This window comes from Yersinia enterocolitica (assembly GCA_002082245.2).
Taxonomy (GTDB): domain Bacteria; phylum Pseudomonadota; class Gammaproteobacteria; order Enterobacterales; family Enterobacteriaceae; genus Yersinia; species Yersinia enterocolitica_E.
Genome location: NBTC02000002.1, coordinates 4,752,070 through 4,776,274, shown reverse-complemented (window position 1 = coordinate 4,776,274; position 24,205 = coordinate 4,752,070). Strand labels below are relative to the sequence as shown.

Below are 24,205 nucleotides of genomic sequence, written 5' to 3'. Positions count from 1 at the left end.
CCAGTCAAGAGTAAGGTAGGGTTATGATTTCAGGCATTTTAGTATCACCGGGTATCGCTTTTGGTAAAGCACTTTTGCTGAAAGAAGATGAGATTGTCATCAACCGGAAAAAGATCTCTGCTGACCAAGTGGAGCAGGAAGTCGAACGTTTCAAATCTGGGCGGGCCAAAGCGTCTGAGCAGTTAGAAGCGATTAAGACCAAAGCTGAAGCAAGCCTCGGCGAAGAGAAAGCTGCCATCTTCGAAGGGCATATCATGCTGTTGGAAGACGAAGAGCTTGAGCAGGAAATCATAGCCCTCATCAAAGATGAGCATGCCTCTGCTGATGCAGCCGCTTATTCAGTGATTGAGGGGCAGGCAAAAGCCCTGGAAGAACTGGATGACGAATACCTGAAAGAACGTGCGGCTGACGTGCGTGATATCGGTAAACGCCTGCTGAAGAACATTCTCGGTCTGACCATTGTTGATCTGAGTGCCATTCAGGATGAAGTTATTCTGGTTGCCACCGATTTGACGCCATCAGAAACCGCACAGCTTAATCTGGATAAAGTGTTAGGGTTTATCACCGATTTAGGTGGCCGTACCTCTCACACTTCGATTATGGCTCGTTCGTTGGAACTCCCTGCTATCGTCGGCACCTCCGATGTGACCAAACAAGTCCAGAATGGCGACTATTTGATCCTTGATGCAGTAAACAACAAAGTCTATTTAAACCCAACTGCCGATATTATTGAGCAGTTGAAAGCGGTGAATACTCAATACATCACCGAGAAAAATGATCTGGCCAAATTAAAAGACCTGCCTGCTATCACCCTTGATGGCCATCAGGTTGAAGTGGTTGCCAACATCGGTACTGTGCGTGATATCGCCGGTGCTGAACGTAATGGCGCTGAAGGTGTTGGTCTGTATCGTACCGAATTCCTGTTTATGGACCGCGATTCTTTGCCTACAGAAGAAGAGCAGTTCCAGGCATATAAAGCCGTTGCTGAAGCGATGGGCTCTCAGGCTGTTATCGTCCGTACCATGGACATCGGCGGCGATAAAGATTTGCCGTATATGAACCTGCCGAAAGAAGAGAACCCATTCCTGGGCTGGCGCGCTATCCGTATTGCTATGGATCGCAAAGAAATTCTGCACGCACAGCTGCGTGCAATCTTGCGAGCCTCAGCATTTGGCAAATTACGTATTATGTTCCCGATGATTATTTCGGTTGAAGAAGTACGTGAACTGAAAGCAGAACTTGAACTGCTGAAAGGCCAATTACGTGTAGAAAACAAGGCCTTCGATGAAACTATCGAGGTCGGTGTAATGGTTGAAACACCTGCGGCGGCGGTTATCGCTCGCCATTTAGCTAAGGAAGTTGACTTCTTTAGTATTGGGACAAACGATCTAACTCAGTATACTCTGGCAGTAGATCGTGGCAATGAGCTGATTTCTCATCTCTATAATCCAATGTCGCCATCGGTATTGGGCCTGATCAAACAGGTTATTGATGCATCTCACGCTGAAGGTAAGTGGACCGGTATGTGCGGTGAACTTGCTGGTGATGAACGTGCTACACTGTTGCTATTGGGCATGGGGCTGGATGAGTTCAGCATGAGTGCGATTTCGATCCCACGCATCAAGAAAATTATCCGTAATACGAATTTCGAAGATGTGAAGGTGTTGGCAGAGCAGGCATTAGCTCAACCAACAGCGAAGGAATTGATGGATTTGATTACCACATTCATCGAAGAAAAAACACTCTGCTAATTCCACGATACTGGAACGCTGCCCGATATAAATACTTAGGAGAAGATCATGGGTTTGTTCGATAAACTGAAATCACTGGTTTCAGATGACAAAAAAGACAGTGGTACTATTGAAATCGTTGCGCCATTGTCTGGTGAAATCGTCAACATTGAAGATGTTCCTGATGTTGTTTTTGCAGAGAAAATCGTTGGTGATGGTATTGCTATCAAGCCTTCAGGCAATAAAATGGTTGCTCCTGTTGATGGCACCATCGGTAAAATTTTCGAGACTAACCATGCTTTTTCTATCGAATCAGACAGCGGCATTGAGCTGTTCGTCCACTTCGGTATTGACACTGTTGAACTGAAAGGCGAAGGCTTCAAACGCATCGCTGAAGAAGGCCAGCGCGTCAAGAAAGGTGATGTGGTTATTGAGTTCAATCTGGCCCTGCTGGAAGAGAAAGCCAAGTCTACATTGACGCCGGTTGTTATCTCCAACATGGACGAGATCAAAGAACTGATTAAGTTGTCCGGTAGTGTCACCGTTGGTGAAACACCAATTATTCGTATCAAGAAGTAATCTCATACGAATAAAAAAACGGCGCCTAAGGGTGCCGTTTTTGTTTTCTGCTATTACCGTTACTGTCAAACTACTCCACTGCAAGCCAACGTGGAATCCGTAGTGTAATCACCAATCCCCCCTGCTCACCATTGCGTGCTTCAACCTGCCCGCCATGGGCCTGAATCACCTTACGCGTAATGGCCAATCCCAAACCATAACCTTTGCCAGACATCGCCGACTTAACGCGCACAAAGGGGTCAAAAATACTGGATAACTTGCTCTCTTCAACGCCTGGCCCTTGGTCAGCAACCTGAATCTGATAACTCTTATCCACCAATGAAAGTGTCACTTTTACCTGTTGCCCATGAACGGAGAAACGCAGCGCATTGCGGACAATGTTATCAATAGCCCGTCGCATCAATTCAGCATTACCTCTGACGGTGTACTCGATAGGGGGCAACACCTGTAGCAAGATCTCAACGCCCGGCACCTGCGCCTCAAAGCGCGCATCATTTACCACCACTTTGACCAGCTCATGCAAATCGAAATACTCGTCATCGTCAGCAAGATCGTGGTTTTCAGCTCGTGAAAGTGCCAGCAACTCACCAATCATCTTATCCAACCGTTCCGATTCATGCTCAATACGCTGTAATGAGCTTTCAACATTGCCAGGATTCTGGTGCGCTAAGCCAATCGCCAGTTGCAAACGCGCCAGCGGGGAACGCAACTCATGGGACACATCATGCAGTAGTTGTTCCCGCGCACTGACTAGAGCTTCGAGCCGTTCGGCCATTGAGTCAAAGTCACGCGCAACTTCAGTCAGCTCATCATGACGCCGCCGCATTACCGGCAGCAATCGTACCGACAAATCCCCCTGTGCCACCCGTTCAAAACCGGCACGCAACTGGCGCATCGGCCGCGTTAGATTCCAGGCTAATAACGCGCTAAAGAACAAACCGCCTAATACGCCCATCCAAATCATAGGGATAGGAATATTCAGTATTTCATGGCGCTTTTCATCGGGGCCACCCTGCTGATTAACGGGGCGCAAGCCATCGATGTCGTAACTGACACGATAGTTTTGTCCATCAGGGCCTTGGGCCCAAGTGGTAACCTCACGACGATAAAACTCAGGTTCACCGCCTTGGGGAATCGATTTCCCGGTAAGCGCCTCTTCAGTCAGCGGTGGCAGCGCCGCCACCGGTAATACAGAAAAATGGGCTTTATCAGCCTCCGACCAGTTAGCTGTCATGGTACTTAGCGCAGGCAAACCACCGGAATGTAATACCGACGCCGCCGAGGCAACCTGTAATTTGGCAATTTGCCGCACCATTTCACGCTCAGGGGGTTCATGGCGATTGCCATAAAAGGAGAACACCAGCCACAGCATCTGGGTCATTAAAATAAAGGTAAACCAAAAACCCAGCAGGATTTTCCAAAACAACCGTCCGCGCATAAGCAATCTCACTCCACCCAAGGCTATTATCTGATGCGATAACCAATACTACGTACCGTTTCAATATTCAGATTGTTCCCCGGCAGGGCTGCAAGTTTTTGACGTATATTGCTGATATGCACATCAACACTGCGGTCATAGGCTTCCCGTGGTCGGCCTAATCCTTTATCGGATAACTCATCTTTGGTAACCACCCGCTCTGGTGAACGCAACAGCAGTTCCAACAAGTTAAATTCCGATGCAGTCAGATCAAACGGTTTACCCTGCCATTCACTGCTGCGCGTTGACGGGTTGAGTGTGAGGTCGCCATGGCTGATGATACTGTCATCGGCTGACGGCACCTCAGGATGTTCATCAAAGCGGCGCAATACTGCGCGCAAGCGGGCGACTAGCTCGCGGGGATAACAGGGTTTAGGCATATAGTCATCTGCCCCCATTTCCAGACCGATAACCCGGTCAATATTATCCCCTTTAGCGGTTAACATAATGATCGGTAAGCGACTTTTTTTACGCACTTGCCGCAAAACATCAATACCACTCATATCAGGCAACATAATATCGAGGATCAAGGCGGTATAGTCTCCAGATAAGGCTGCGGCAATACCCGCTTTACCGGTTAATACCAATTCGGCATTAAAGCCCTCACCGCTCAGGTATTCTCTCAGCATAGTGCCCAGTTCCACATCATCATCGACTAACAAAATCTTCATTTTTAACTCTCCTGCCTGATTTCGGCTATTTTCATGCCTATTTGACTCGCGCGCAGCCGGTTTTACTCAATCCTTACATATTCTTGAATCTCACTTAACTCACACTCATCGGTGTTGGCGGTAAATTATCCCCCTGCATTTGGTTTCACCGTTCTCTTCATTGTGGTTCAAGGATCTTTGATTGATTATGCAACAGGTTACAAGGTCGAAACGACGCTTTATCGGGCTGGCTGTACTGCTGCTGATAGCGGGCGGCGTGCTGCTATTCAGATTGATTTCACCGGCGGATAAACCCGCTTACATCACCGCCGCCGCCGAAACTCGCACTCTGGAACAAACTGTCTTGGCTGATGGCACCATCAAGGCACAAAAACAAGTCACTGTTGGGGCTCAGGTTTCAGGGCAAATCAAAGCGCTCCATGTCACCCTAGGACAGCAGGTTGAGAAAGGCCAGTTAGTGGCTGAAATTGATGACCTGACTCAGCAAAATACCCTGAAAGATGCCGAAGAAGCGCTGAAAAATGTGCTCGCCCAACGAGCGGCGAAAGTGGCAACACAGAAAAACAACCTATTGACCTACCAACGGCAGCAGCAAATTTTGGCCAAAGGTCTCGGCGTACGCGCTGATTTTGATAGCGCCAAAGCCACATTAGAAAGCACTCAGGCGGAAATTACTGCGCTCGATGCCCAGATTGCACAGGCGGAAATTGCCGTCAGTACCGCCAAACTCAATCTTGGGTACACTAAAATCAGCTCACCCATCACAGGTACAGTGGTGGCAATCCCGGTTGAAGAGGGGCAAACCGTCAACGCAGTACAAAGTGCGCCAACGATTATCAAAGTCGCTCAGCTCGACACCATGACGATAGAAGCACAAATTTCTGAGGCTGACGTGGTGAAAGTTAAAGCCGGTATGCCGGTTTACTTCACTATTTTAGGTGAGCCGGAAGAACGATTCAGTGCCACGCTGCGGGCAATAGAACCGGCGCCTGATTCGATCAACGATGAAACCACCACCACCTCATCCAGCTCAAGTAGCAGCTCCAGCTCCAGTAGCACTGCCATTTATTATAACGGCCTGTTTGATGTTGCTAACCCAAATGGCGCGTTACGAATTTCAATGACCGCGCAGGTCTACATCGTGCTCAACAAAGCCGAGAACGCCATCGTTATCCCCGCAACCGCATTAAACAACGTAAAAGGAAAGTATCAGGTCCAAGTGGTGAGCAACAACGGCAACATCGGTTGGCGTGAAGTGACCGTTGGGCTAAATAACAATGTTGATGCACAGATCCTCTCAGGCCTGCAAGCCGGAGAACAGGTGATCGTCAGCCAAGGCAGCAGTACCACCGCCAACAATAAGGCCCAACGTATGGGGCCACCGATGGGGATGTAACTGATGCCAGACCTCAACCACAGTAAGATCTTACTTCAGCTTGATAATGTCAGCCGTGAATTTATTAATGGCGAACAGACGGTTCAAGTGCTGAAAAATATCAATCTAACTATTTACAGCGGAGAAATGGTGGCGATTGTTGGCGCATCAGGCTCCGGTAAATCAACGCTAATGAATATTCTCGGTTGTCTGGATAAACCCAGCGCAGGCGAATATCTGGTCGCTGGCCGGATCCCACAACATTTGGACCGTGATGCGCTCGCCGAACTGCGCCGTGAACATTTTGGCTTTATCTTTCAGCGCTACCATCTGCTAAATGATTTGAGTGCGCGGGAGAATGTGGAAATTCCGGCAATTTACGCCGGTATCAATCGCGAGGAACGTCAAAAGCGAGCCGCCAGCCTGTTGTCTCGCCTCGGTCTGGCCGAGCGGCTGGATTATCGCCCAAGCCAGCTTTCCGGGGGGCAGCAGCAGCGGGTCAGTATTGCCAGAGCACTAATGAACGGCGGGGAAGTTATTCTGGCCGACGAGCCCACCGGAGCACTTGATACTCACAGTGGTAATGAAGTCTTAAATATCCTGAAAGACTTACACCAGCAAGGCCACACCGTGGTAATTGTCACCCACGATATGTCGATTGCAGAACATGCGCAGCGAATTATTGAATTGAGAGATGGCGAGGTCATTGCTGACCGACAAATGCAGTCGACAAAATCAGTAAGTACAGCAACCGTCGAACAAGAACCAGACATTGCCAGTAAACCACTACTCACCTCGTGGAAAGCGCAGCGCGACCGCCTACAAGAAGCGTTTAAAATGGCAATACTGGCGATGGCCGCACAGCGTTTGCGCACCGTACTGACCATGCTGGGGATTATTATTGGCATTGCCTCGGTGGTATCGGTGGTGGCACTAGGAAAAGGTTCGCAACAACAGGTTTTGGCGAATATCAACGCGATGGGGACCAGCACGCTGGAGATTTTCCCTGGCAAGGATTTTGGTGATATGCGCTCAGCGGCAATCCATACTCTACGGGCGACCGATGCGGATGCCCTGGCACAACAAGGTTATATTCACAGCGTGACACCAACGGTTTCGACCAGCACCACGCTACGTTATGGTAATAAATCGGTCAGTGGCACCGTCAATGGGGTCGGTGAGCAATATTTTCTGGTGCGTGGCTACAATATCAACCAGGGAATGGCCTTTAACCGCGCTAGCGTCGATGGCCTGATGCAAGAGGCAGTCATTGATGAAAACACCCGCGATAAGCTGTTTGCCCAAGGCGAAAACCCCATCGGAAAAGTTATCTTACTTGGCGCTCTGCCCTGCCGCGTGATTGGTGTGGCGGCCAAGAAACAAAGTGGTTTTGGTAGCGACGAGAACCTCAATGTGTGGATCCCCTATACGACGGCGATGAAACGTATGCTCGGCCAATCTTATCTAAAGAGTATTACCGTGCGGGTGAACGATGATATTGACCTGGCGAATGCTGAACAGGGTGTAACAAAATTGCTCACTCAACGTCACGGGACACAGGATTTCTTCGTGATGAATACCGACAGTATCCGTCAAACCATTAAGAAGACCACCTCAACCATGACATTGCTGGTATCAATGATTGCGGTTATTTCCTTGATCGTTGGTGGTATTGGAGTGATGAATATTATGTTGGTATCGGTCACCGAACGTACTAAAGAAATAGGTGTGCGGATGGCGGTTGGTGCCCGTGCCAGCGATATTATGCAGCAGTTTTTGATAGAGGCGGTATTAGTGTGCTTATTGGGCGGTGGCCTTGGCGTAATATTATCGCTAGCAATCGGCCTGATATTCAGTCAGTTCAGTAGTAACTTTTCAATGGTTTATTCAACAACATCCATCATGATGGCCTTTATATGTTCTAGTTTGATTGGGATTATTTTTGGTTTTTTCCCTGCCAAACGGGCAGCCGAGATGGACCCTATCAGGGCTTTAGAGCGGGAGTGAAGATGATTGGGGATATTAGAATCATCATCTATATCCCCTTCAATAGACTAACAATCAATACAATCTCGATATTATTTATCGATAAAATAGAGAAACATAAAAATAACAGCAGCCTATATCAACAACAAAGTAAATCATGACCAACCAGAGCATCAGATATAATTCAATCATAACCGCCATATTATTATAAGACAATTCCCGCAAAACAAGATTGTTCTTAATAATAGCAAATTAACTTTATTAAATTTAAGCTAACAGCCTGAAGAACCTTTACACCTCTAATTACCTACGGTAATGTGTGGCTATACATATTAAAATACCAGACCATGTTTGGCCTAGTATTATCTATTTTTTATAATACACGTATAAATATCTCTATCCTTTTGGCGTAGTTATTTTCGTCATATTGGTATTCCACAATCTATTTTTGCTTTCAGCATACTGGGTGCTGTAAATCAGGGGCGGTAGCGTGGACAAACCAGATTAAATTTTTGGACAACAACAGATGGCTCGTAGTGGTTTCGAAGTACAAAAAGCTGCCGTTAACGCTTTGTTTCTAAGGGAAATTAAAACTAGATTTGGCAAGTATCGGCTGGGTTATCTTTGGGCGGCGCTAGAGCCTATGGCTCACATGCTCATGCTACTAGGCATTTTCGGCTACATTATGCAGCGTACCATGCCAGATATTTCCTTCCCGGTTTTTCTGATTAATGGGATTGTTCCCTACTTCGTATTCATTAATATCAGTAACCGGTCGATTGGTGCTATAGAAGCCAACCAAGGCTTATTTAACTATCGTCCGGTAAGGCCGATAGACACCATCATTGCCCGCGCTGTTTTAGAATCATTAATTTATGCGGTAGTTTACATCTTACTGATGGCGATCGTCGGCCTGCTTGGCGAGGAGTTTGAAGTCATTAACCTTATTTCGCTGGTTCTAGTCTGGTTAATGCTAATCATTTTCTCCTGCGGCGTCGGTCTGAGTTTTATGGTGATAGGAAAAACCTTCCCCGAAACCGAGAAGTTTCTACCCATTCTGTTAAAACCGCTCTACTTTATTTCCTGCATTATGTTTCCGCTCCATTCAATTCCAAAGGATTACTGGCCGTACTTACTGTGGAATCCGTTAGTCCATGTCGTTGAGCTATGCCGTGAAGCCGTCGTTCCGGGTTATGTCAGTGAAGGTGCCAACTTATACTATCTGGCCTTCTGTACGTTGGTCAGTCTGTTTGTTGGGCTTGTGTTGTACCGTAACGGTGAAGAGGCGATGCTAACCTCATGATCAGAATTGAAAATCTAACCAAATCTTATCGTACCCCTGCTGGGCGCCATTATGTTTTTAAAAATCTGCATGTCGAGTTTCCTGCTAATAAAAGTGTGGCCTTAATTGGTCGCAATGGTTCAGGTAAATCAACGTTATTACGTGTCATCGGTGGTATCGACCGGCCTGATAGCGGCAAAGTTATTACCGATAAAACGATCTCCTGGCCAGTAGGACTAGCAGGTGGATTCCAAGGGAGTTTGACCGGGCGTGAAAACGTTAAGTTTGTCGCCCGCCTGTATGCAACAGACCGTGAATTACGAGAGAAAGTAGCCTTTGTTGAAGAGTTCGCCGAACTCGGCAAATACTTTGATATGCCAATCAAAACCTACTCTTCCGGCATGAAATCCCGCCTGGGTTTTGGCCTGAGCATGGCATTTAAGTTTGATTACTATCTGGTGGACGAAGTCACCGCTGTAGGGGATGCGCGCTTTAAACAAAAATGTGCAGACCTGTTCAAATCCCGCCACCAGGAATCAAGCTTTCTTATGGTTTCCCATAGCCTCGGTTCACTGAAAGAGTTCTGCGATGCCGCGCTATTTATTGGCCGAGATAATCAGGTGAAATATTTCGAGTCAGTAGATGAAGCGATTGCGGTTTATAAAGTGGATGAAGGGATATAGTTTTGTTGCTTTAGTTTTAAGCAAATAAGATAAATTAAAACAACCTGTAAATTTAGCCTCAGGGTTTTGACTATACTCCCCATTCAGGATACAACTCATAAATGTCATCCGCATGACAATCACGATTTTTAATCGTAGATAATAAAATGAAAAAAATTAAAAAATTCCTTAAAAGTCCTGGGGTATTCTTTCGTGACTATTTTAATAAAAAATACCCTATAATTAGAAATGAAGTTTTTTGTCCAGAAATTGAAGAAGAAATTCTTATCCGTCATGATCTGTCAATGGAAAAATTAATTCATATCGATTTTCCTATAGATGTCGTTTTTACATGGGTCGATGATTCTGACATCGAGTGGCAACAGCGCTATCAAAAATATAAAAGCCTTACTGACTCAAATACTCTTGGTAAACACGCAACAGATAAGGCCAGATTTAGTAATCATGATGAATTACGATACTCTATTAAAAGTGTAGAACTATACCTACCTTGGGTTCGGCACATTTATATTGTCACAGATAACCAACGCCCTCAATGGCTACAAACTGACGAACGCATAAAAATAGTTGACCATGGCGAAATAATTGAAAGCCACTATCTACCAACCTTTAACTCACATGTCATAGAGGCGTATTTACATAAAATTCCAGGGTTAGCTGAGCATTTTATTTACTTCAACGATGATGTGTTTGTTGCAAGACCATTGCCTGCTGGGCATTTTTTTAAAGGTAATGGTCTTGCCTCATTATTTCTCTCCCAAAAAAGCTTAACCAACATGCAAGCTAGGGGAACTGATACTCCCACACTATCAGCCTCGCATAATGCAGTAGAAATTTTTGACAAAGATTTTCAGATAGCAATTGATACACCGCTAGTTCATACCTATGTCCCACTCAGGAAGAGTATTTTCGAAAAAAGTTGGAAGCTTTATGAATATGAAATAAGAAAATTTTTACCCAATAAATTCAGAACAAATAATGATATGAATCTCGCGACTTTCTTCGTCCCTTGGATGTCCTATATTCAAGGTGAGGCCACTCCAGTACGGGATATTTGCTACTATTTTAATATTAGGTCTACCGCTGCAAGAAGTAGTTTTAAGGCATTGAAGATTGCTAAAAAAGAGGGGTGTATGCCTCATTCATTTTGTGCTAATGATTTTAATACTCAGAAAGCACCGTTTGCAAACTATAAGTCATTATTAAATACCGAACTTAAATATCATTTTGAATCAGAGAAATAAAATGCTTACCAGAAAGTTTAAAAAATTAATACGCAATCCAAAATTATTCTTCTCGGACATGTTAGTAAAGCGAGAAAATAAAATAAAAAAAATAATGCTAAAAAAATATAATGGCACCCATCAATATACTATAATCTCAGCAGTATATAATGTCGGAAGATATCTAGATGAATACTTTAAAAGTATTATTAATCAACACATGGATTTCAAAAAAAGCATTCACATAATTTTAGTCGATGATGGTTCAACTGATAGCTCAGCACAAATAATAAAATCCTGGCAAAAAAAATACCCATTAAATATAACTTATATATATAAGGAAAATGGTGGGCAAGCATCTGCACGAAACCTTGGTTTAGATCATGCTAATACAGAATGGGTAACGTTCATTGACCCTGATGATATAATTGATCAAAATTATTTTTCGTCAATTGATATTTTCATTAATAAAAATATCAATAAAAAATTAGATTTAATAGGTTGTAATCTAATATTTTACTTTGATGCTACAAATCAATATAAAGACACTCACCCATTAAAATATAGATTTGCAAAAGAGGAAACGTTAGTTCCAATAAATAACTTAGGAAAACAAATTCAGTTATCTGCAAGTTCTGCTATTTTTAGACTGTCTAATATCAAGGATAACAATATATCGTTTGATGTAGATATAAAACCTAACTATGAAGATGCTCACTTTATAACAAAATATCTTTTTCCTCTAGATTATGGTAATGCAGCATTTTTAAAGAAAGCCAAATACTATTATCGAAAAAGAAGTGATGGTACATCCACTTTAGATAGCTCATGGGAAAAACCAGGGTTATACGATATAGTTTTACGAAAAGGCTGTATCGAGTCAATGCAGCGCTACCTTCAATCAGGTAGACCTATTCCAGAATCACTACAGCTTCAGGTTTTATATCATATTTTTTGGTATCTAAGAAGATTTATAAACCATGAGTATAAACTTTCATTTTTAGATAATGAAAAAATTGAAGAGTTTGAAAAAAATATATATGATATTTTCTCAATGATCGATGATAAGATCATTATGCAGTTCGGACTTGCAGGGTGTTGGTTCTATCATAAGGTTGGTATGTTATCATGCTTTAAAAAAAGTGAACCTCCATTTCAAATAGTATATATAGAGTCATATGACAAAAATAAAGGTCTTGCTCAATTACGCTATTTTACAGATAAACATGAACTTGAACATGTAACCATCAATGATGTTGATACCATCCCAGTTTTTATAAAAAATATAAAACATAAATTTCTCTCTAACGATTTCGTCAACGAAAGAAGGTTATGGGTTAAATTTGAGTCAAAGTCAGTTATAAAAATAAGTATTTGTGGTAAACCTGCACGAATATCTCTTTCTGGGAAACAGGAGAAAGATGGCGTCCGTGGCGATGCGATTATTAAACATTTTAACGCAATAATACCAAAATATAAAACATCAGAAAAATATAAAAATTCATGGATACTAATGGATCGTGATACCCATGCTGATGATAATGCTGAACACTTATATCGCCATATTAAAATTAATCATCCCGAAATTAAAATGTTCTATGTACTAAGGTCTAGTTCTCATGACTGGACACGCCTAGAACAGGAAAATTTTTCTTTACTTGATTTCGGTAGTGAGGAACATAAATCTGCACTAGAAAGTTGCTCAAAAGTAATTAGTTCTCATGCGGATTATTGTGTGACTAATTTCCTTGGACCAAAAATGTTATCCGGTAGGCACTTTATTTTCTTACAACACGGAGTAACTAAAGATGACCTTTCTGGATGGCTAAATCAAAAAGAGAATATAGACTGTTTTATCACAGCATCGAAACCTGAGTTTGACTCTATTACCTCTAACAACTCGCAGTACAAGTTTGGTAAAAAAGAGGTTGTTCTTACCGGTTTTCCAAGGCATGATAAATTATTAAAATCAGTCTGGAATAGTAATAAGAAAATATTGATCATGCCTACATGGAGATCCTCTATTGTCGGAAAAGCAAATAAAGAAGGCTCAGAGAGGGAGCTTAATCCTCTTTTCATGAGTTCTTGTTATGCAAAGCATTGGTACAACCTACTCCATTCACCTGATTTATATCGGATCTATTTGAAATATGGCTATGAGGTAATTTTCTATCCTCATGTGAATATCTTGCCTTATCTGAGTAAATTTAATATCCCTGAATTTATAAAAGTTGGTAATCAAGACAATAAAGGAATGCAAGAGTTGTTCAATGAGGCTTCATTGTTAGTTACAGACTATTCTTCCGTTGCTTTTGATATGGCTGTGCAATCTAAACCAACAATTTATTATCAGTTTGACGAAGATACTGTTTTCCAAGGCTCCCATACGTATGCCAAAGGATATTATGATTATCGCAAGGATGGATTTGGCCCAGTAGTCACTAACAAGAATGATTTTTTCTTAGAGTTAAATATTCTTCTTAAAAATTCAGCAAAACCCTCGAAACAAATTAAGAAACGTATCAATGATACATTCCAAAATCGCGATGGGAATAACTGCGAGCGTGTTTTCAACGCTATTGAAGCGCTGGATAAGCCTTTGCCAACTGATTTTATAGATGTGGATATATTATTTGAATATGCTACTCATGCAAGTAATAGCAAAAACTGGAATCTTGCGCTTTCTCGCTGGTCATTAGTTTTAAATAGTGGGAATGAGCAGCAAAAAAATGAAGCAACAGTTCAAAAAATAGTTTCACTTAATAACCTTGGAAATATTAATTTAGCGCTGGAAGTAATTAATGAATATTATGGACACGATAAATCCATTTGGCCAGAGCCGGTACTTCGTGAATATGCTTTCATTCAGATGAAACTTCAACAATGGGAACTTTCCGCCGAATGCTGGGCAATGTTACCCAACCGTAGTAATGAAGACACTATTTATTTCCTGCAATCTATTGCAGAGCAATCAAACGCAGCAAAATTTGATCATATTTATAAAAGGCTAAACTTTGGTACTAGCGAAAAACATTCTTTGCTCAGTAAATCTTGGTATTATATCTGTCACGGCGAGTGGTCAAATACTATTGACCTTATAGAAAATAACTCTGTAGATTTTATTAATTGTGATTTTTCAAGATTACAAAGCTATATCATGCTAGCCCGCTGCAATAGAGAAATGGGTAACTATGACATCGCAAGGAAGAAACTTGAGTTAGCATCAAAAATACCAGGTGATAAAATAGCATTAAATTATGAAAATGCGAAAATTTCTTTCTTAGAAGAGAAATGGATTAAAGTAACCCAACAAATTAATAATAAAAATATTGATATAGTCTCTATATCTGATGAACTTATCATCACCTACATAAAAGGATTGCGCTTACAAGGAAATAATTCAGAAGCAGCAGTGGTTCTTGATAAACTCCCAATTAAAACTTTCGATAACCAAGAGTTTTTATTTGAACTAGGAGAAATTAACTACTTATTAAAAAAATGGGATGCTTCTGCTAAAGTCTGGTCAAAATTACTCACTAATTATGATATTGCAAACTACCGTTTAGCACATTCTTATAGAATGTTGGGAATGATAGAAGAAGCAATAACTTTAATCCAAAATTCTAAAAATAGGTTCCCAGACAGTATAGATGAATGGATTTTGAGAGCCGAATTAGCTCAACTTTGTTGCAAATGGGATGAAGCAATTCACTGTTGGTCGTCAATACTTCATTATTACCCTGATAACGCTCCGCAAGACAGTTGGTCAAGGCTTCATAATTCTCAAATGATGCTAATACTCTCAAAAGTTGCTGAGTAAATAAATTTTAGCAGCCCCCCTAGTAGTTAATTTAATGCTTGTGGTATATCCGCTCACTCTATTTTATTTAATATACACCCTGTAGCATTTTAATATGTGAGTTGCAGACAGTATGAAGTACTATATCTGTCTGTATACTCAGTACGCATATAGCAATCATTGTATTATTGAAAAATCTTATCGGTAGTATTTTAAATTCACCCATAAAATAAGTTAGCAAAACCAAAAAGTTTAAACTATTTATTTCATATTCCCCACCCCCTCATCTTTAATATCTACACGAGTGCCAATAAACTTATTCCCTTCCAGCACATTGTTATCGGCGTAGTCAGCAAAGTACTGACCAGAATTATCTTTGGGTTTATCACCACAATCAAAACCAGAGAGATCTCTGCTTTGGCGGGAGGCTAGCCAAATACCGATCTGCTCGTCGGTAAAGGTGTTATTGCGGATAATATTGTGGTCGCTGTGCTGCCAGCGGATAACAGAGTTCCCACTGCTGTAATGCTCGCCACAGTTCTTATACAAAAACACACCACCCGCACCATTGCCTTTAAATAGATTCCCCTCTATCAGATTATTGGCGGATGAATCCACCGCTAATCCTTCTCGCTTGCCCCGCCCCAGACTCTCATGACCATTATTCACTATACGGTTATTAATAATCCGGTTGTTGCGTGATGAGTGTTCCAGATATATTCCCGACATATAAGACTGCTGAACAGTAGAATTACTGAGAGTGGAGTCAGTCACGTAATCATCAAGATAGATGCCCACTCGCCCACTGCCGGTCACCACTACCGCGTCGATAAGAATCCCCATCGGCGTTCGGTGATAATTAATCTGGTGATCGGTGCTAAGTTGATTAGCCGGAATATTAGAGGTAATACGGATACCACTGCGACTAAAGTTGCGGATATGGCAATTTTTGATGCTGACGTTTTTTAGTGGTTTGCCTTTGCTATTGACCATTATGCCAAAGGGTAGATTATTGTCCCCTTCCAACGTCGCCCCTTGACAGTCGAGATGAGTATTGCTGTGCGATATCAGTAGGGATTGACGATAAATACAGTGCGGCTGCAAGCTGATATTCCCCTGTAACGCGGTGGCATCAGGCAAATAGCATGTCAGTTGAGCAGCTTGTAGCGATAATGTGTATGAAGTGGCTGTGGCTAATACTAACCAGAGGTGGCAGCGCAACAATAATCGGAAAATGGTTACAGCAGTATTATCTGTATTATTTATCGGCATCAGCAATAATCATTTCTCCGCCCCATCCTGAAAAGTATCCCCAAAACTCACTAAACCGGGATCCGGTAATATTCGTCTTTATATTCGGTCTTTACCGTAGGTATCAGTTCAAGCTGATTATCACCATAATAAACCGCATTAATCTGGGTGTTTCTCAGTATATATAGCCGGAATTTTTTGAATAACTTCATATCTGGCTTGAAATCAGACTGCCAAAATTGATTGAGGTGCCCCTGAAACGTTAACCCTTTCATGTCATACAGGGCGTTTCCCATCACGATCAACGGTTTATTATGGATCAGTGCTGATAACCCGGCAGTGCTATTAATCGTTACCACCGCCTTGGCGTGAGTCAGCAATTCCGGCATCGGCAAATCGTGTACATATTTTACTCGCTCACTGATGTTGTACTGCTTACCCAGTTTCCGGATTAATGGCCCGTACAGGCGATGCCCCCGGTCCATAGGGTGATGTTTGATAACTAACCACTGGTCACTACAGGCTTTTTTTGAAAATGAATACATTACGTCATTGATGTAATCACGCACGTCGTTGTATGGGCTGTGGTTGCGGATCTGGCTATCATTGTAGACCTGTAAAACCACCAGATGGTAGCGCTGGTCAAGCTCGCCCTGTAGTTGACTCAGCACTTTTCGTTGCAAGAATCGGTACCACTGTTTACGCGCGGCAGCACGTATCCAGCAACGGGCTTCGTACCAAGGTGAAAAGGATTTATGGTGACGATATTGTGGAAATTGGTGGCGGTAAAACCAGCCAGCCAGATAATAACCGATGCAACGGCGTACCCGCAGACTAAAGCATGATGTCAATTTTTTGGCGACCGGTGCTTTAATTTCTGGCAACTTACGGTAGAAATCAGGATTACGTGGCAAGGCGGAAAACGCATTCACCCCGCCCTCTTCGAGGGTAATAAAATGCGGGCGGAGGTAGCCTTCCTCAAACGCCAGAAAACGCACCCCTTTGGTCTGCGCCCAAAGCCTGGCAACTTGGTGTAGCGGGCGGCAATCACCAAAACACAAAATAGTGTCGAAGTGGTAATCTTGCCAGGTATCTTTCAACCAGGTGGGGAACTCTTTCGGCGTCTGCCTGAACACCAAATAGTCACGCTTACGGCAATAAAACTTGTCACCGCCGTTGAATACCACGTTCACCGCTTCGCCCCCCTGAGATTCAAGCCACTCAGCGGTATCACTGAAATAAGGTCCCATCGGGCCTTGTAACAGTAGGTACTTCTTGCCAGCAAGAAGTGTTGTCAGTGCACGGCAATCTGTAAGCATAAACACGTCACCATTATCATTTAACAGACTGATTTATAAGTTCATTGTCACTTTAGTTAGCATGAGCAGTTTTCTATAATTACGCATAATCCTGCCCGATTTTTTTTTGCTAAATTGCATTTCAGCACGTGGCTGAGCCGCCAAAATGTCTAACGCCCGTTCTGCGGTTATTGCTTCACGCCGAAGAGGGTCAACATAGGTCGGATAAGCGATCAACGCCTGATATACCAAGTCATCCAGCGTCAATGTGCGCTGCCGGCGTGGTGCAGAATGTTCGTCCTGTGTCAGCCCCCACCCCGCATAAAAAGGTATGCCGTAGCAAAATACCTGCTTCCCATGCAACAGCGCTTCAAAGCCCGAAAGCGACGTCAAAGTATGCAACTCATCCGCAGCCTGAATGCATTGGATGATGTCGGCATCCTGCGCCTGAGTGTTAGCCCAACGCGCAATATCAGCCGCAGGAATATGCCCTTGCCGGTTGCCAACCAATACGTCTGGGTGCGGCTTATAGATAATGAAAGCGTCCGGGTTACGCTGGCGCACCGTTTTCAGCAGTTCACTATTGGTACGAATACTGATTGTTCCGCTCAAAATGGATGCATCGTCTTCCACCTGGCCGGATACCAGCAAAATGCGTTTGCCACTGGCTTGCGGCGGCAGACTGAATGGCGCGCCAATGTTGTATTTACTGATTTTGCCACTGACCAATCGCTGGCGAAGCTTTGCGGCCCGCACTCGCTGTAGGTCAGTTAACCGGCTGCTGTTGAGTAACGACTCAAGATCACTCGGCCGGGTGGCATCGTAGTAAATGCCGCTTTTATCCAGCACCAGCGACAGCGGCGGATGCAAGTCAGAACCCAGCCCCGATGAGCGTATAAACCCATCTTCCATACGCCATACCGGCACTTTTTGCGCCTGAGCCTTTGCTTGCCAGCGCTGTTCGCCTTTATTGCCCCACACCACACAAGCCGTGTTCGATGTTTTACCGTCTCTGAAAGAGACGTTGTTCAGTGTGGTTTTTAAAAACAGTAAAAAAATGCTGCGTTTCCAAAGTGTTAAACCCGGCGCCCATAACTGACCCTGGCGTTGTAGTTGATGGTTTTTTTGCATCAACAAACCGTCTAACACAGCAAATAATGTCGCCGGCTGGCCACTACAGGGATCGATATAACGGCTGTAGCGCAGATAGGCGGCGCTGAATAAATCCAACAAACTGGCCTGCCCACGTCGTGCCGATAACCCATCAGCCTGCGAGTGGCGATCGTCAGTCAATCCCCAACCGGCATACCAGGGTTGACCAAATACCGTGACAGATTTACCCGCCAGCAACGCTTCAAAACCATATTGCGAAGTCACCACATACACACGACTGACCTGGCGCAATAACGACTGCGGGCTGACATTTTCTGCCAGCAACTTGATGCGTGGATTTTTTGGTATTGCCTTGAAGTAGCCTGCTTTCTTGCCCTGTAAAACATCGGGATGAATTTTCAGCCAAACCTCTGCCTGTGGGTTTTCATTCAGCGCGGCATCTAACATGGCCTCAAAGTCTGCCGCATCGGCATTGCCGTATTTAACCGCCATGTCACCAAAAGTCTGGTCCACGACCAACACCGCATCACCTTGCGCAGGCACGCCGCTGAATGCCGGTGCCAAGTTATATTTCGACAAGTCAGCATCAACAATTAACCGCATTGCCTCTCGGGCATCGGCATAAAGTGGCTGGTTACCGGCCCGGTCAAGAATCAGCCTTTCCAGCGAGCTTGGCCGGCTGGCGTCGTAATAGATACTCTGAGTATCCACCACCATCGACAACGGCGGGCAGCCTGACACGCCCAACCCCAACGAGCGGATAAAACCGTCTTCAAGACGCACAACAGGCAAGCTGGAAGCTCGCGCCAACGCAACCGCTTTATCACCACTTGGACGATGGCCCCACACCGCCACCGCACTTATCTGCGGTGGAATTGAGCGCAACGATGAAAGCTTGCAGCAGGGTTCAGCCAGAAAGTTTTCCAGATGCTCGATACGATAAATCCCTGCCGAAAAGATGCCTATCATCAGAGTGTTAGCACCACTTTAGCGGCAACTGCCAACTGGTAAAGAATGGTCGAAATTCCCCGTGTCACTTCAATGTTCTTCGATTCAAACTTCGGTAATACCATCAGTTCGTCACCCGGTTGTAGCGTTTTGACGTCTTCAGCATTCAGTGCTTCACCATTCTGTTTAATCAGAATGACTTTGGTGTTACTGGCTTTTTGCGTGTAACCGCCAACCTTGGTAATGTAATCATCCGGGCTAAGACCTTTCTGCCAACTCACCGCATTCGGGAACATTACTTCGCCATGGATCATGACCAGCGAGGTCTTTTCAGGGATCTTAATTACGTCACCGTCCTCCAGAATCACCTGATCAAGATTACTTTCGTTGAGCACCACTTCACCCTTAGGTACCACGTTGCGGGCTTTGGTAACAAAGCGACTGATAAGCTGCGCTTCTTGCATTCGCAGACGGGCCTCTTCTGAAGTGGAAGACTGTGCTGATAAAGAGGCTTCTTCAAGTTTTTGCAGTGACAGGTCAAGCATCTCTTTCTGACGCAGCGCGACCGAGCGGCGATACAGTTGGATCGAGTCCATTTGCGACATGCTATTAGGGCGGATTTTTGCCAGCACCTGACGCATAGTCGCACCATAAGGCAGTACCATGGCATGCTCGCCGGAATGCGCCCCTTCGATTCGAACCTGAATGGTTCCTGAGTAGCGATCAGTGCTGATAATCAGCTTATCGCCATCTTGTAATGAACGCCCCGGTGCAGAGCTAAGTGGATAGTATTCACTGCGCTTAATCGTACCCTGCTGGCGGATAATGGTCATATGTGTGGCCCCCGGCTTAGGGCGTGCCCAACTGAGCGCTTCACTCACCGGAATCGTGCTGTTGCGGAATTCAAAGTCATAGCTGTTGAACACTTCGCCTTCGACACTGAAAGTGTGCTGGCGTGGGCCGACTACGATGGTATCGCCGTCAGCAAACTGTGATAGCCCCAAATTGCCGTTAAGGAGAAAGTCGTACAAATTAACCTGTGAGCGCACGCGGTTACCACGTTTGATGCTGATATCCACATAGCTGCCTCTCTGAGTATCGACACCACCGGCTTTACTGAGATAGGAGAGTAACGAGTCAGATGCCACCCCGCCGTACAATCCGGGGTTATTAACGTAACCGGTGACAAACACTTTGACCGGCTGGGCCTGTAATAAAGAGGCGTAGACATTCACATTCGACTGATAGACCTGTTTGACTTTGGCAGTCACCACACTGTTGATCTGGCTATTCGGGATGCCAACTACTTTCAGCGGGCCAACGTTTGGCAAGAAGATATTGCCTTTCGGGTCCACACTCAGCGCACCTTCAAAGTTAAATGCGCCCCATAACCGTATCTGAATCTGATCCCCCAAACTCACTACGTAGTTTGGATTGAAACCGATGCTGGAACCACTATCTGCCGCCGAGACCGAGGTAAAGAGTTGCGCGCCAAACATCCGACTCATCACCACCGGGATCACCGGAGGGGGGGTATCGTCAAACTGGCTATCGCTATAAGGTCTCTGGCTTTGACCTGAAATAATCGACGGTAACGGTGCGGCCCCGGTCATCTTGGGATCGGCATTCAGATCAACGGCCTGAGCGGGTGTTGCCTGTATGGCAATAATCAGAAGAACAGATTTCAATAATTTCATAGCATGCTCTGAGTTACTGCCTGCGGTGTCATTCCGACAAGCTAGAAATAGCGTTAAAACGGCGTCAATCTTTATGATCGTCAATCACCGCCAGCAATAATTTGACAGTACCAAAAAGTAAGCCACAAACCAGTAACCAACTGATAAGCAGATACAAACTGTTGGGGAACTTTGACTCCTGCGGTAGCTGAGGAGAGCTGATCACTGACAACATTTTCAGTTTTCTTGCCGCATCAACACGGGTTTTTTCAATCGATGTCAGGGTCAATTTGTAGATATCAGTATCGAACTGTACCTTGGCTTTAATCTCTTCAAAATCTACCGCCATACGGTTCAATTTGTGACCATCGGGCGCAGTAATTTTGCTTTTTTCATTATCAATCTGGCTGGAGAGCGACTTGAGTGCGTTCTTCGCACTGATGACCTGAGGTGCATCTTCACGGAGAAAAGTCAGTAGGTTACGCAATTCTGCTTCCATCTGAATGCGTTGGCTAACCAAGGTGTTAATCAACGTAGTGGCAGCCAAAGCCTGAGCTTCAGGGTCAAGAATATTATTGCTGTTCTGGTAAGTGAGTAGTTCGGTTTTGCTGCTATTCAAACGAACGCGCGCTTCCTGCATTTCGTTTTCGGCAAACAGCAACTGCTCGCGGGCAATTCGGTGTGAGATCTCATTGATAAATCTTTCGGATTCTTTCAAAACAGCCTGATTGAACCGTTGAGCAAATTCAGGCGAGAATCCTTGGGTACCAATGGTGAGCAAACCTGTTTTGTCATCGTAAGAAACGGAGATACGGTTACGGTAATAATTAAGGAATTGCTCGCGAGTGGCACTATCTGACAAATGATAGAAAAAATCCCAGCCGCTATGACCGAATGCCTGACGAAAATCGAGCTGTTTATCCAAGACCGCCAACATATCAGGAGAATTAATATATTCCTTCAGATATAAGGCATCTTCCGCAGAACTAGGGCTGCCAGCACCCATCAGCAAAGCGACATTCAGATTACTGCCATTGATATCGTTGGAATGTTTGATGGCGACTTTAGATTCACTGAGATAGCGTGGTTGGCTAAAAATTAACAAGTAGAGAATCAGCAGCAACATCGGTATCAGAATCATAACCTTACCTAAATGGCGCTGTAGCTTGGACAGAGTTAAGTGTGACATGCGCACGCGCTTCAACATATCACCTGGCCAAGCCGACTTTATTTTTTCAATAAACATGGGTTTCATCATTTGTTATTTGCGCGGGCATTTCCCCATCACGTCTAATGCAATCATCAACAGAAAATTCGAGTAATAAAATGATCATTACCCAGCTCAGGTAAATTAAGTTCGTCGATCGTCCGTATCATGTTCAATCAACACATGTCGCAACATACGACTAGCCCAGAGGAATAAGCCCACATTGGGCTAAAATACAGACGTTTTGCCAGCAAAACTCTAAATGAAGGGGTAAATCAATAAAAATTGCGGCTACAACACTGTTGATAATTATAATTTACATTTAACGAGTTTTAATAAATATTACAACCCGTTAACTTGCTAAAATCAGTGAAATAAATACTCATACAACTAAAACATCAAATAAAATCTATATGTGATTCCAATAGAAAATATAAGCAAAATACGAACAGCAGCAGTATAGGAAGAATAGACAGCTAACACCAATTGGTTAAATGTTACAGAATGTAACCATTGATAGCCAAATAAATTAGATATAGTTAGTTGATTTATAAGAAATTTCTCAAAATTAAATTAAAATACCCTTATAACTCATACCTGTAAACAACTCACATTCAAATTCACCACGGAATCAATGAAGCTAATTGTACGAATATTCCTACAATATTTATTCTAACAATGTGACGTGAATTAACTATATTAGCAAAGCAGGCTTGTACTAATAGCCACAGTTGATTGCATAAATTTCATTTACCACTAGATAGCCTCTAGCAGACAATTTGCTTACAGGGAAAGGACAGCAACGGGGTTCTGAGGCTTTTAAATATGATTAATTATAAATCAAAATCTCTGGCACCAAAGCTCCGTTCCTTTTTATAATTTATAGGTTCAAAACTATAAAAGTTGAAGTATTGCGAGGAAGGCAAAATATCATATCAACCCCATCTGATAGCGCGATCAGATAGAGTTGATACGTAACGCTCGGCCTACTTAATCAAAAACACCTGTCGACAAGTATCGGTCACCACGGTCACAAATAATCGCCACGATCACCGCTGCGGGGTTCTGTGCCGCCACTCGCAGCGCGCCGGCAACCGCACCGCCAGAACTGACACCACAAAAAATGCCCTCTTCCGTGGCCAGCCTTCGTGTCGTTTTCTCTGCTTCGCTCTGGGTGATATCCAGTACCTGATCAACCAACTCCGGGCGGAAAATCCCCGGCATGTATCCCGGTGACCAACGGCGGATACCAGGAATACTACTTCCTTCTGCCGGTTGCAGGCCGATAATGGTAACTTGCGGGTTTTGGCTTTTCAGATATTGGCTAACGCCGGTAATCGTCCCGGTAGTTCCCATGCTGGACACAAAATGGCTCACTTTACCCGCGGTTTGTTGCCAGATTTCTGGCCCAGTACCGGTGAAATGTGCGTAGGGGTTATCGCTGTTATTGAACTGATCCAACACCTTACCCTGCCCTTCAGCCTGCATCCTTAGCGCTTCATCGCGCGCCCCTTCCATTCCTTGCTCACGACTAACCAGAATTAACTCCGCACCGTAGGCACGCATTGCGGCCTGCCGCTCTTGACTCATATTTTCCGGCATCAGTAGCTTTAGCTTATAGCCCTTCATCGCGGCGATCATCGCCAGCGCAATACCAGTATTGCCGCTGGTCGCCTCGATCAACACATCACCCGGAGCTATTTCTCCACGTAATTCTGCCTGCCGGATCATGGTTAGTGCCGCACGGTCTTTGACCGAGCCTGCCGGATTATTTCCTTCCAATTTGACCCAAATCTGCGCATCCAGCCCTTGGCTTAAACGTTGCAGTTTGACGAGTGGGGTGTTGCCGATGCATTGTTCGAGGGTTGTCACTGTAAATACCTATTAAATACCCTTCCTCCTTGAAG

At 44.2% G+C, this 24,205-nt stretch carries 16 protein-coding genes; 8 read left to right on the top strand and 8 right to left on the bottom strand.

Features of this window, described 5'->3' with window-relative positions:
- Positions 1–23: 23 nt before the first annotated feature.
- Positions 24–1,751 carry a phosphoenolpyruvate-protein phosphotransferase PtsI gene (locus A6J66_023275; GenBank protein ID PNM26814.1) on the top strand — a complete coding sequence of 576 codons (1,728 nt, stop codon included), beginning with the start codon at positions 24–26 and terminating at the stop codon, positions 1,749–1,751.
- A gap of 48 nt (positions 1,752–1,799) precedes the next feature.
- The gene (locus A6J66_023270) at positions 1,800–2,309 is read left to right on the top strand and encodes a PTS glucose transporter subunit IIA (GenBank protein ID PNM26813.1); all 510 of its coding nucleotides are present in this window, start codon (positions 1,800–1,802) and stop codon (positions 2,307–2,309) included.
- A 70-nt stretch (positions 2,310–2,379) separates the two neighbouring features.
- Here A6J66_023270 and A6J66_023265 read toward each other — a convergent pair whose 3' ends face one another.
- Together A6J66_023265 and A6J66_023260 are read right to left on the bottom strand one after the other, a co-directional pair.
- Complete coding sequence (locus A6J66_023265; protein PNM26812.1) at positions 2,380–3,747, bottom strand: HAMP domain-containing protein; 1,368 nt, start codon at positions 3,745–3,747, stop codon at positions 2,380–2,382.
- A 26-nt stretch (positions 3,748–3,773) separates the two neighbouring features.
- Positions 3,774–4,457 (bottom strand): DNA-binding response regulator, encoded by a 684-nt coding sequence (locus A6J66_023260; GenBank protein ID PNM26811.1) that lies wholly within the window; start codon positions 4,455–4,457, stop codon positions 3,774–3,776.
- Between the two features lie 187 nt (positions 4,458–4,644).
- Between A6J66_023260 and A6J66_023255 the strand changes: the two genes are divergently transcribed.
- The 6 genes from A6J66_023255 to A6J66_023230 all read left to right on the top strand — a co-directional run bounded on the left by A6J66_023255 (position 4,645) and on the right by A6J66_023230 (position 14,826).
- Entirely contained in the window at positions 4,645–5,853 is a 1,209-nt protein-coding gene (locus tag A6J66_023255; protein ID PNM26810.1) for an efflux RND transporter periplasmic adaptor subunit, read from the top strand.
- A 3-nt stretch (positions 5,854–5,856) separates the two neighbouring features.
- The gene (locus tag A6J66_023250; GenBank protein ID PNM26809.1) at positions 5,857–7,839 is read left to right on the top strand and encodes a MacB family efflux pump subunit; all 1,983 of its coding nucleotides are present in this window, start codon (positions 5,857–5,859) and stop codon (positions 7,837–7,839) included.
- Positions 7,840–8,344: 505 nt separating this feature from the next.
- On the top strand, positions 8,345–9,121 hold the full coding sequence (locus A6J66_023245; protein ID PNM26808.1) for an ABC transporter permease: 777 nt from the start codon (positions 8,345–8,347) through the stop codon (positions 9,119–9,121).
- Positions 9,118–9,783 (top strand): ABC transporter ATP-binding protein, encoded by a 666-nt coding sequence (locus A6J66_023240; GenBank protein ID PNM26807.1) that lies wholly within the window; start codon positions 9,118–9,120, stop codon positions 9,781–9,783. The genes A6J66_023245 and A6J66_023240 overlap by 4 nt, the downstream gene beginning before the upstream one ends.
- A 146-nt stretch (positions 9,784–9,929) precedes the next feature.
- Entirely contained in the window at positions 9,930–11,027 is a 1,098-nt protein-coding gene (locus A6J66_023235) for a capsule biosynthesis protein CapC (protein PNM26806.1), read from the top strand.
- 1 nt (position 11,028) lies between these two features.
- Positions 11,029–14,826, top strand: a complete 3,798-nt coding sequence (locus A6J66_023230; GenBank protein PNM26805.1) for a beta-1,3-glucosyltransferase — start codon at positions 11,029–11,031, stop codon at positions 14,824–14,826.
- 240 nt (positions 14,827–15,066) lie between these two features.
- Here A6J66_023230 and A6J66_023225 read toward each other — a convergent pair whose 3' ends face one another.
- The 6 genes from A6J66_023225 to cysM form a co-directional block, all read right to left on the bottom strand.
- On the bottom strand, positions 15,067–16,077 hold the full coding sequence (locus A6J66_023225; GenBank protein ID PNM26804.1) for a right-handed parallel beta-helix repeat-containing protein: 1,011 nt from the start codon (positions 16,075–16,077) through the stop codon (positions 15,067–15,069).
- A gap of 50 nt (positions 16,078–16,127) precedes the next feature.
- Entirely contained in the window at positions 16,128–17,375 is a 1,248-nt protein-coding gene (locus A6J66_023220) for a capsular biosynthesis protein (GenBank protein PNM26803.1), read from the bottom strand.
- 33 nt (positions 17,376–17,408) lie between these two features.
- On the bottom strand, positions 17,409–19,436 hold the full coding sequence (locus A6J66_023215; protein PNM26802.1) for a capsular polysaccharide biosynthesis protein: 2,028 nt from the start codon (positions 19,434–19,436) through the stop codon (positions 17,409–17,411).
- Complete coding sequence (locus tag A6J66_023210) at positions 19,436–21,112, bottom strand: polysialic acid transporter (GenBank protein PNM26801.1); 1,677 nt, start codon at positions 21,110–21,112, stop codon at positions 19,436–19,438. Before A6J66_023210 ends, A6J66_023215 begins: the two co-directional genes overlap by 1 nt.
- Before the next feature lie 64 nt (positions 21,113–21,176).
- Positions 21,177–22,349: a capsule biosynthesis protein gene (locus A6J66_023205; GenBank protein PNM26800.1), complete on the bottom strand. Its 1,173-nt coding sequence runs from the start codon at positions 22,347–22,349 to the stop codon at positions 21,177–21,179.
- Positions 22,350–23,288: 939 nt separating this feature from the next.
- Positions 23,289–24,170: a cysteine synthase CysM gene (gene cysM / locus A6J66_023200; GenBank protein ID PNM26799.1), complete on the bottom strand. Its 882-nt coding sequence runs from the start codon at positions 24,168–24,170 to the stop codon at positions 23,289–23,291.
- Positions 24,171–24,205: the final 35 nt, after the last annotated feature.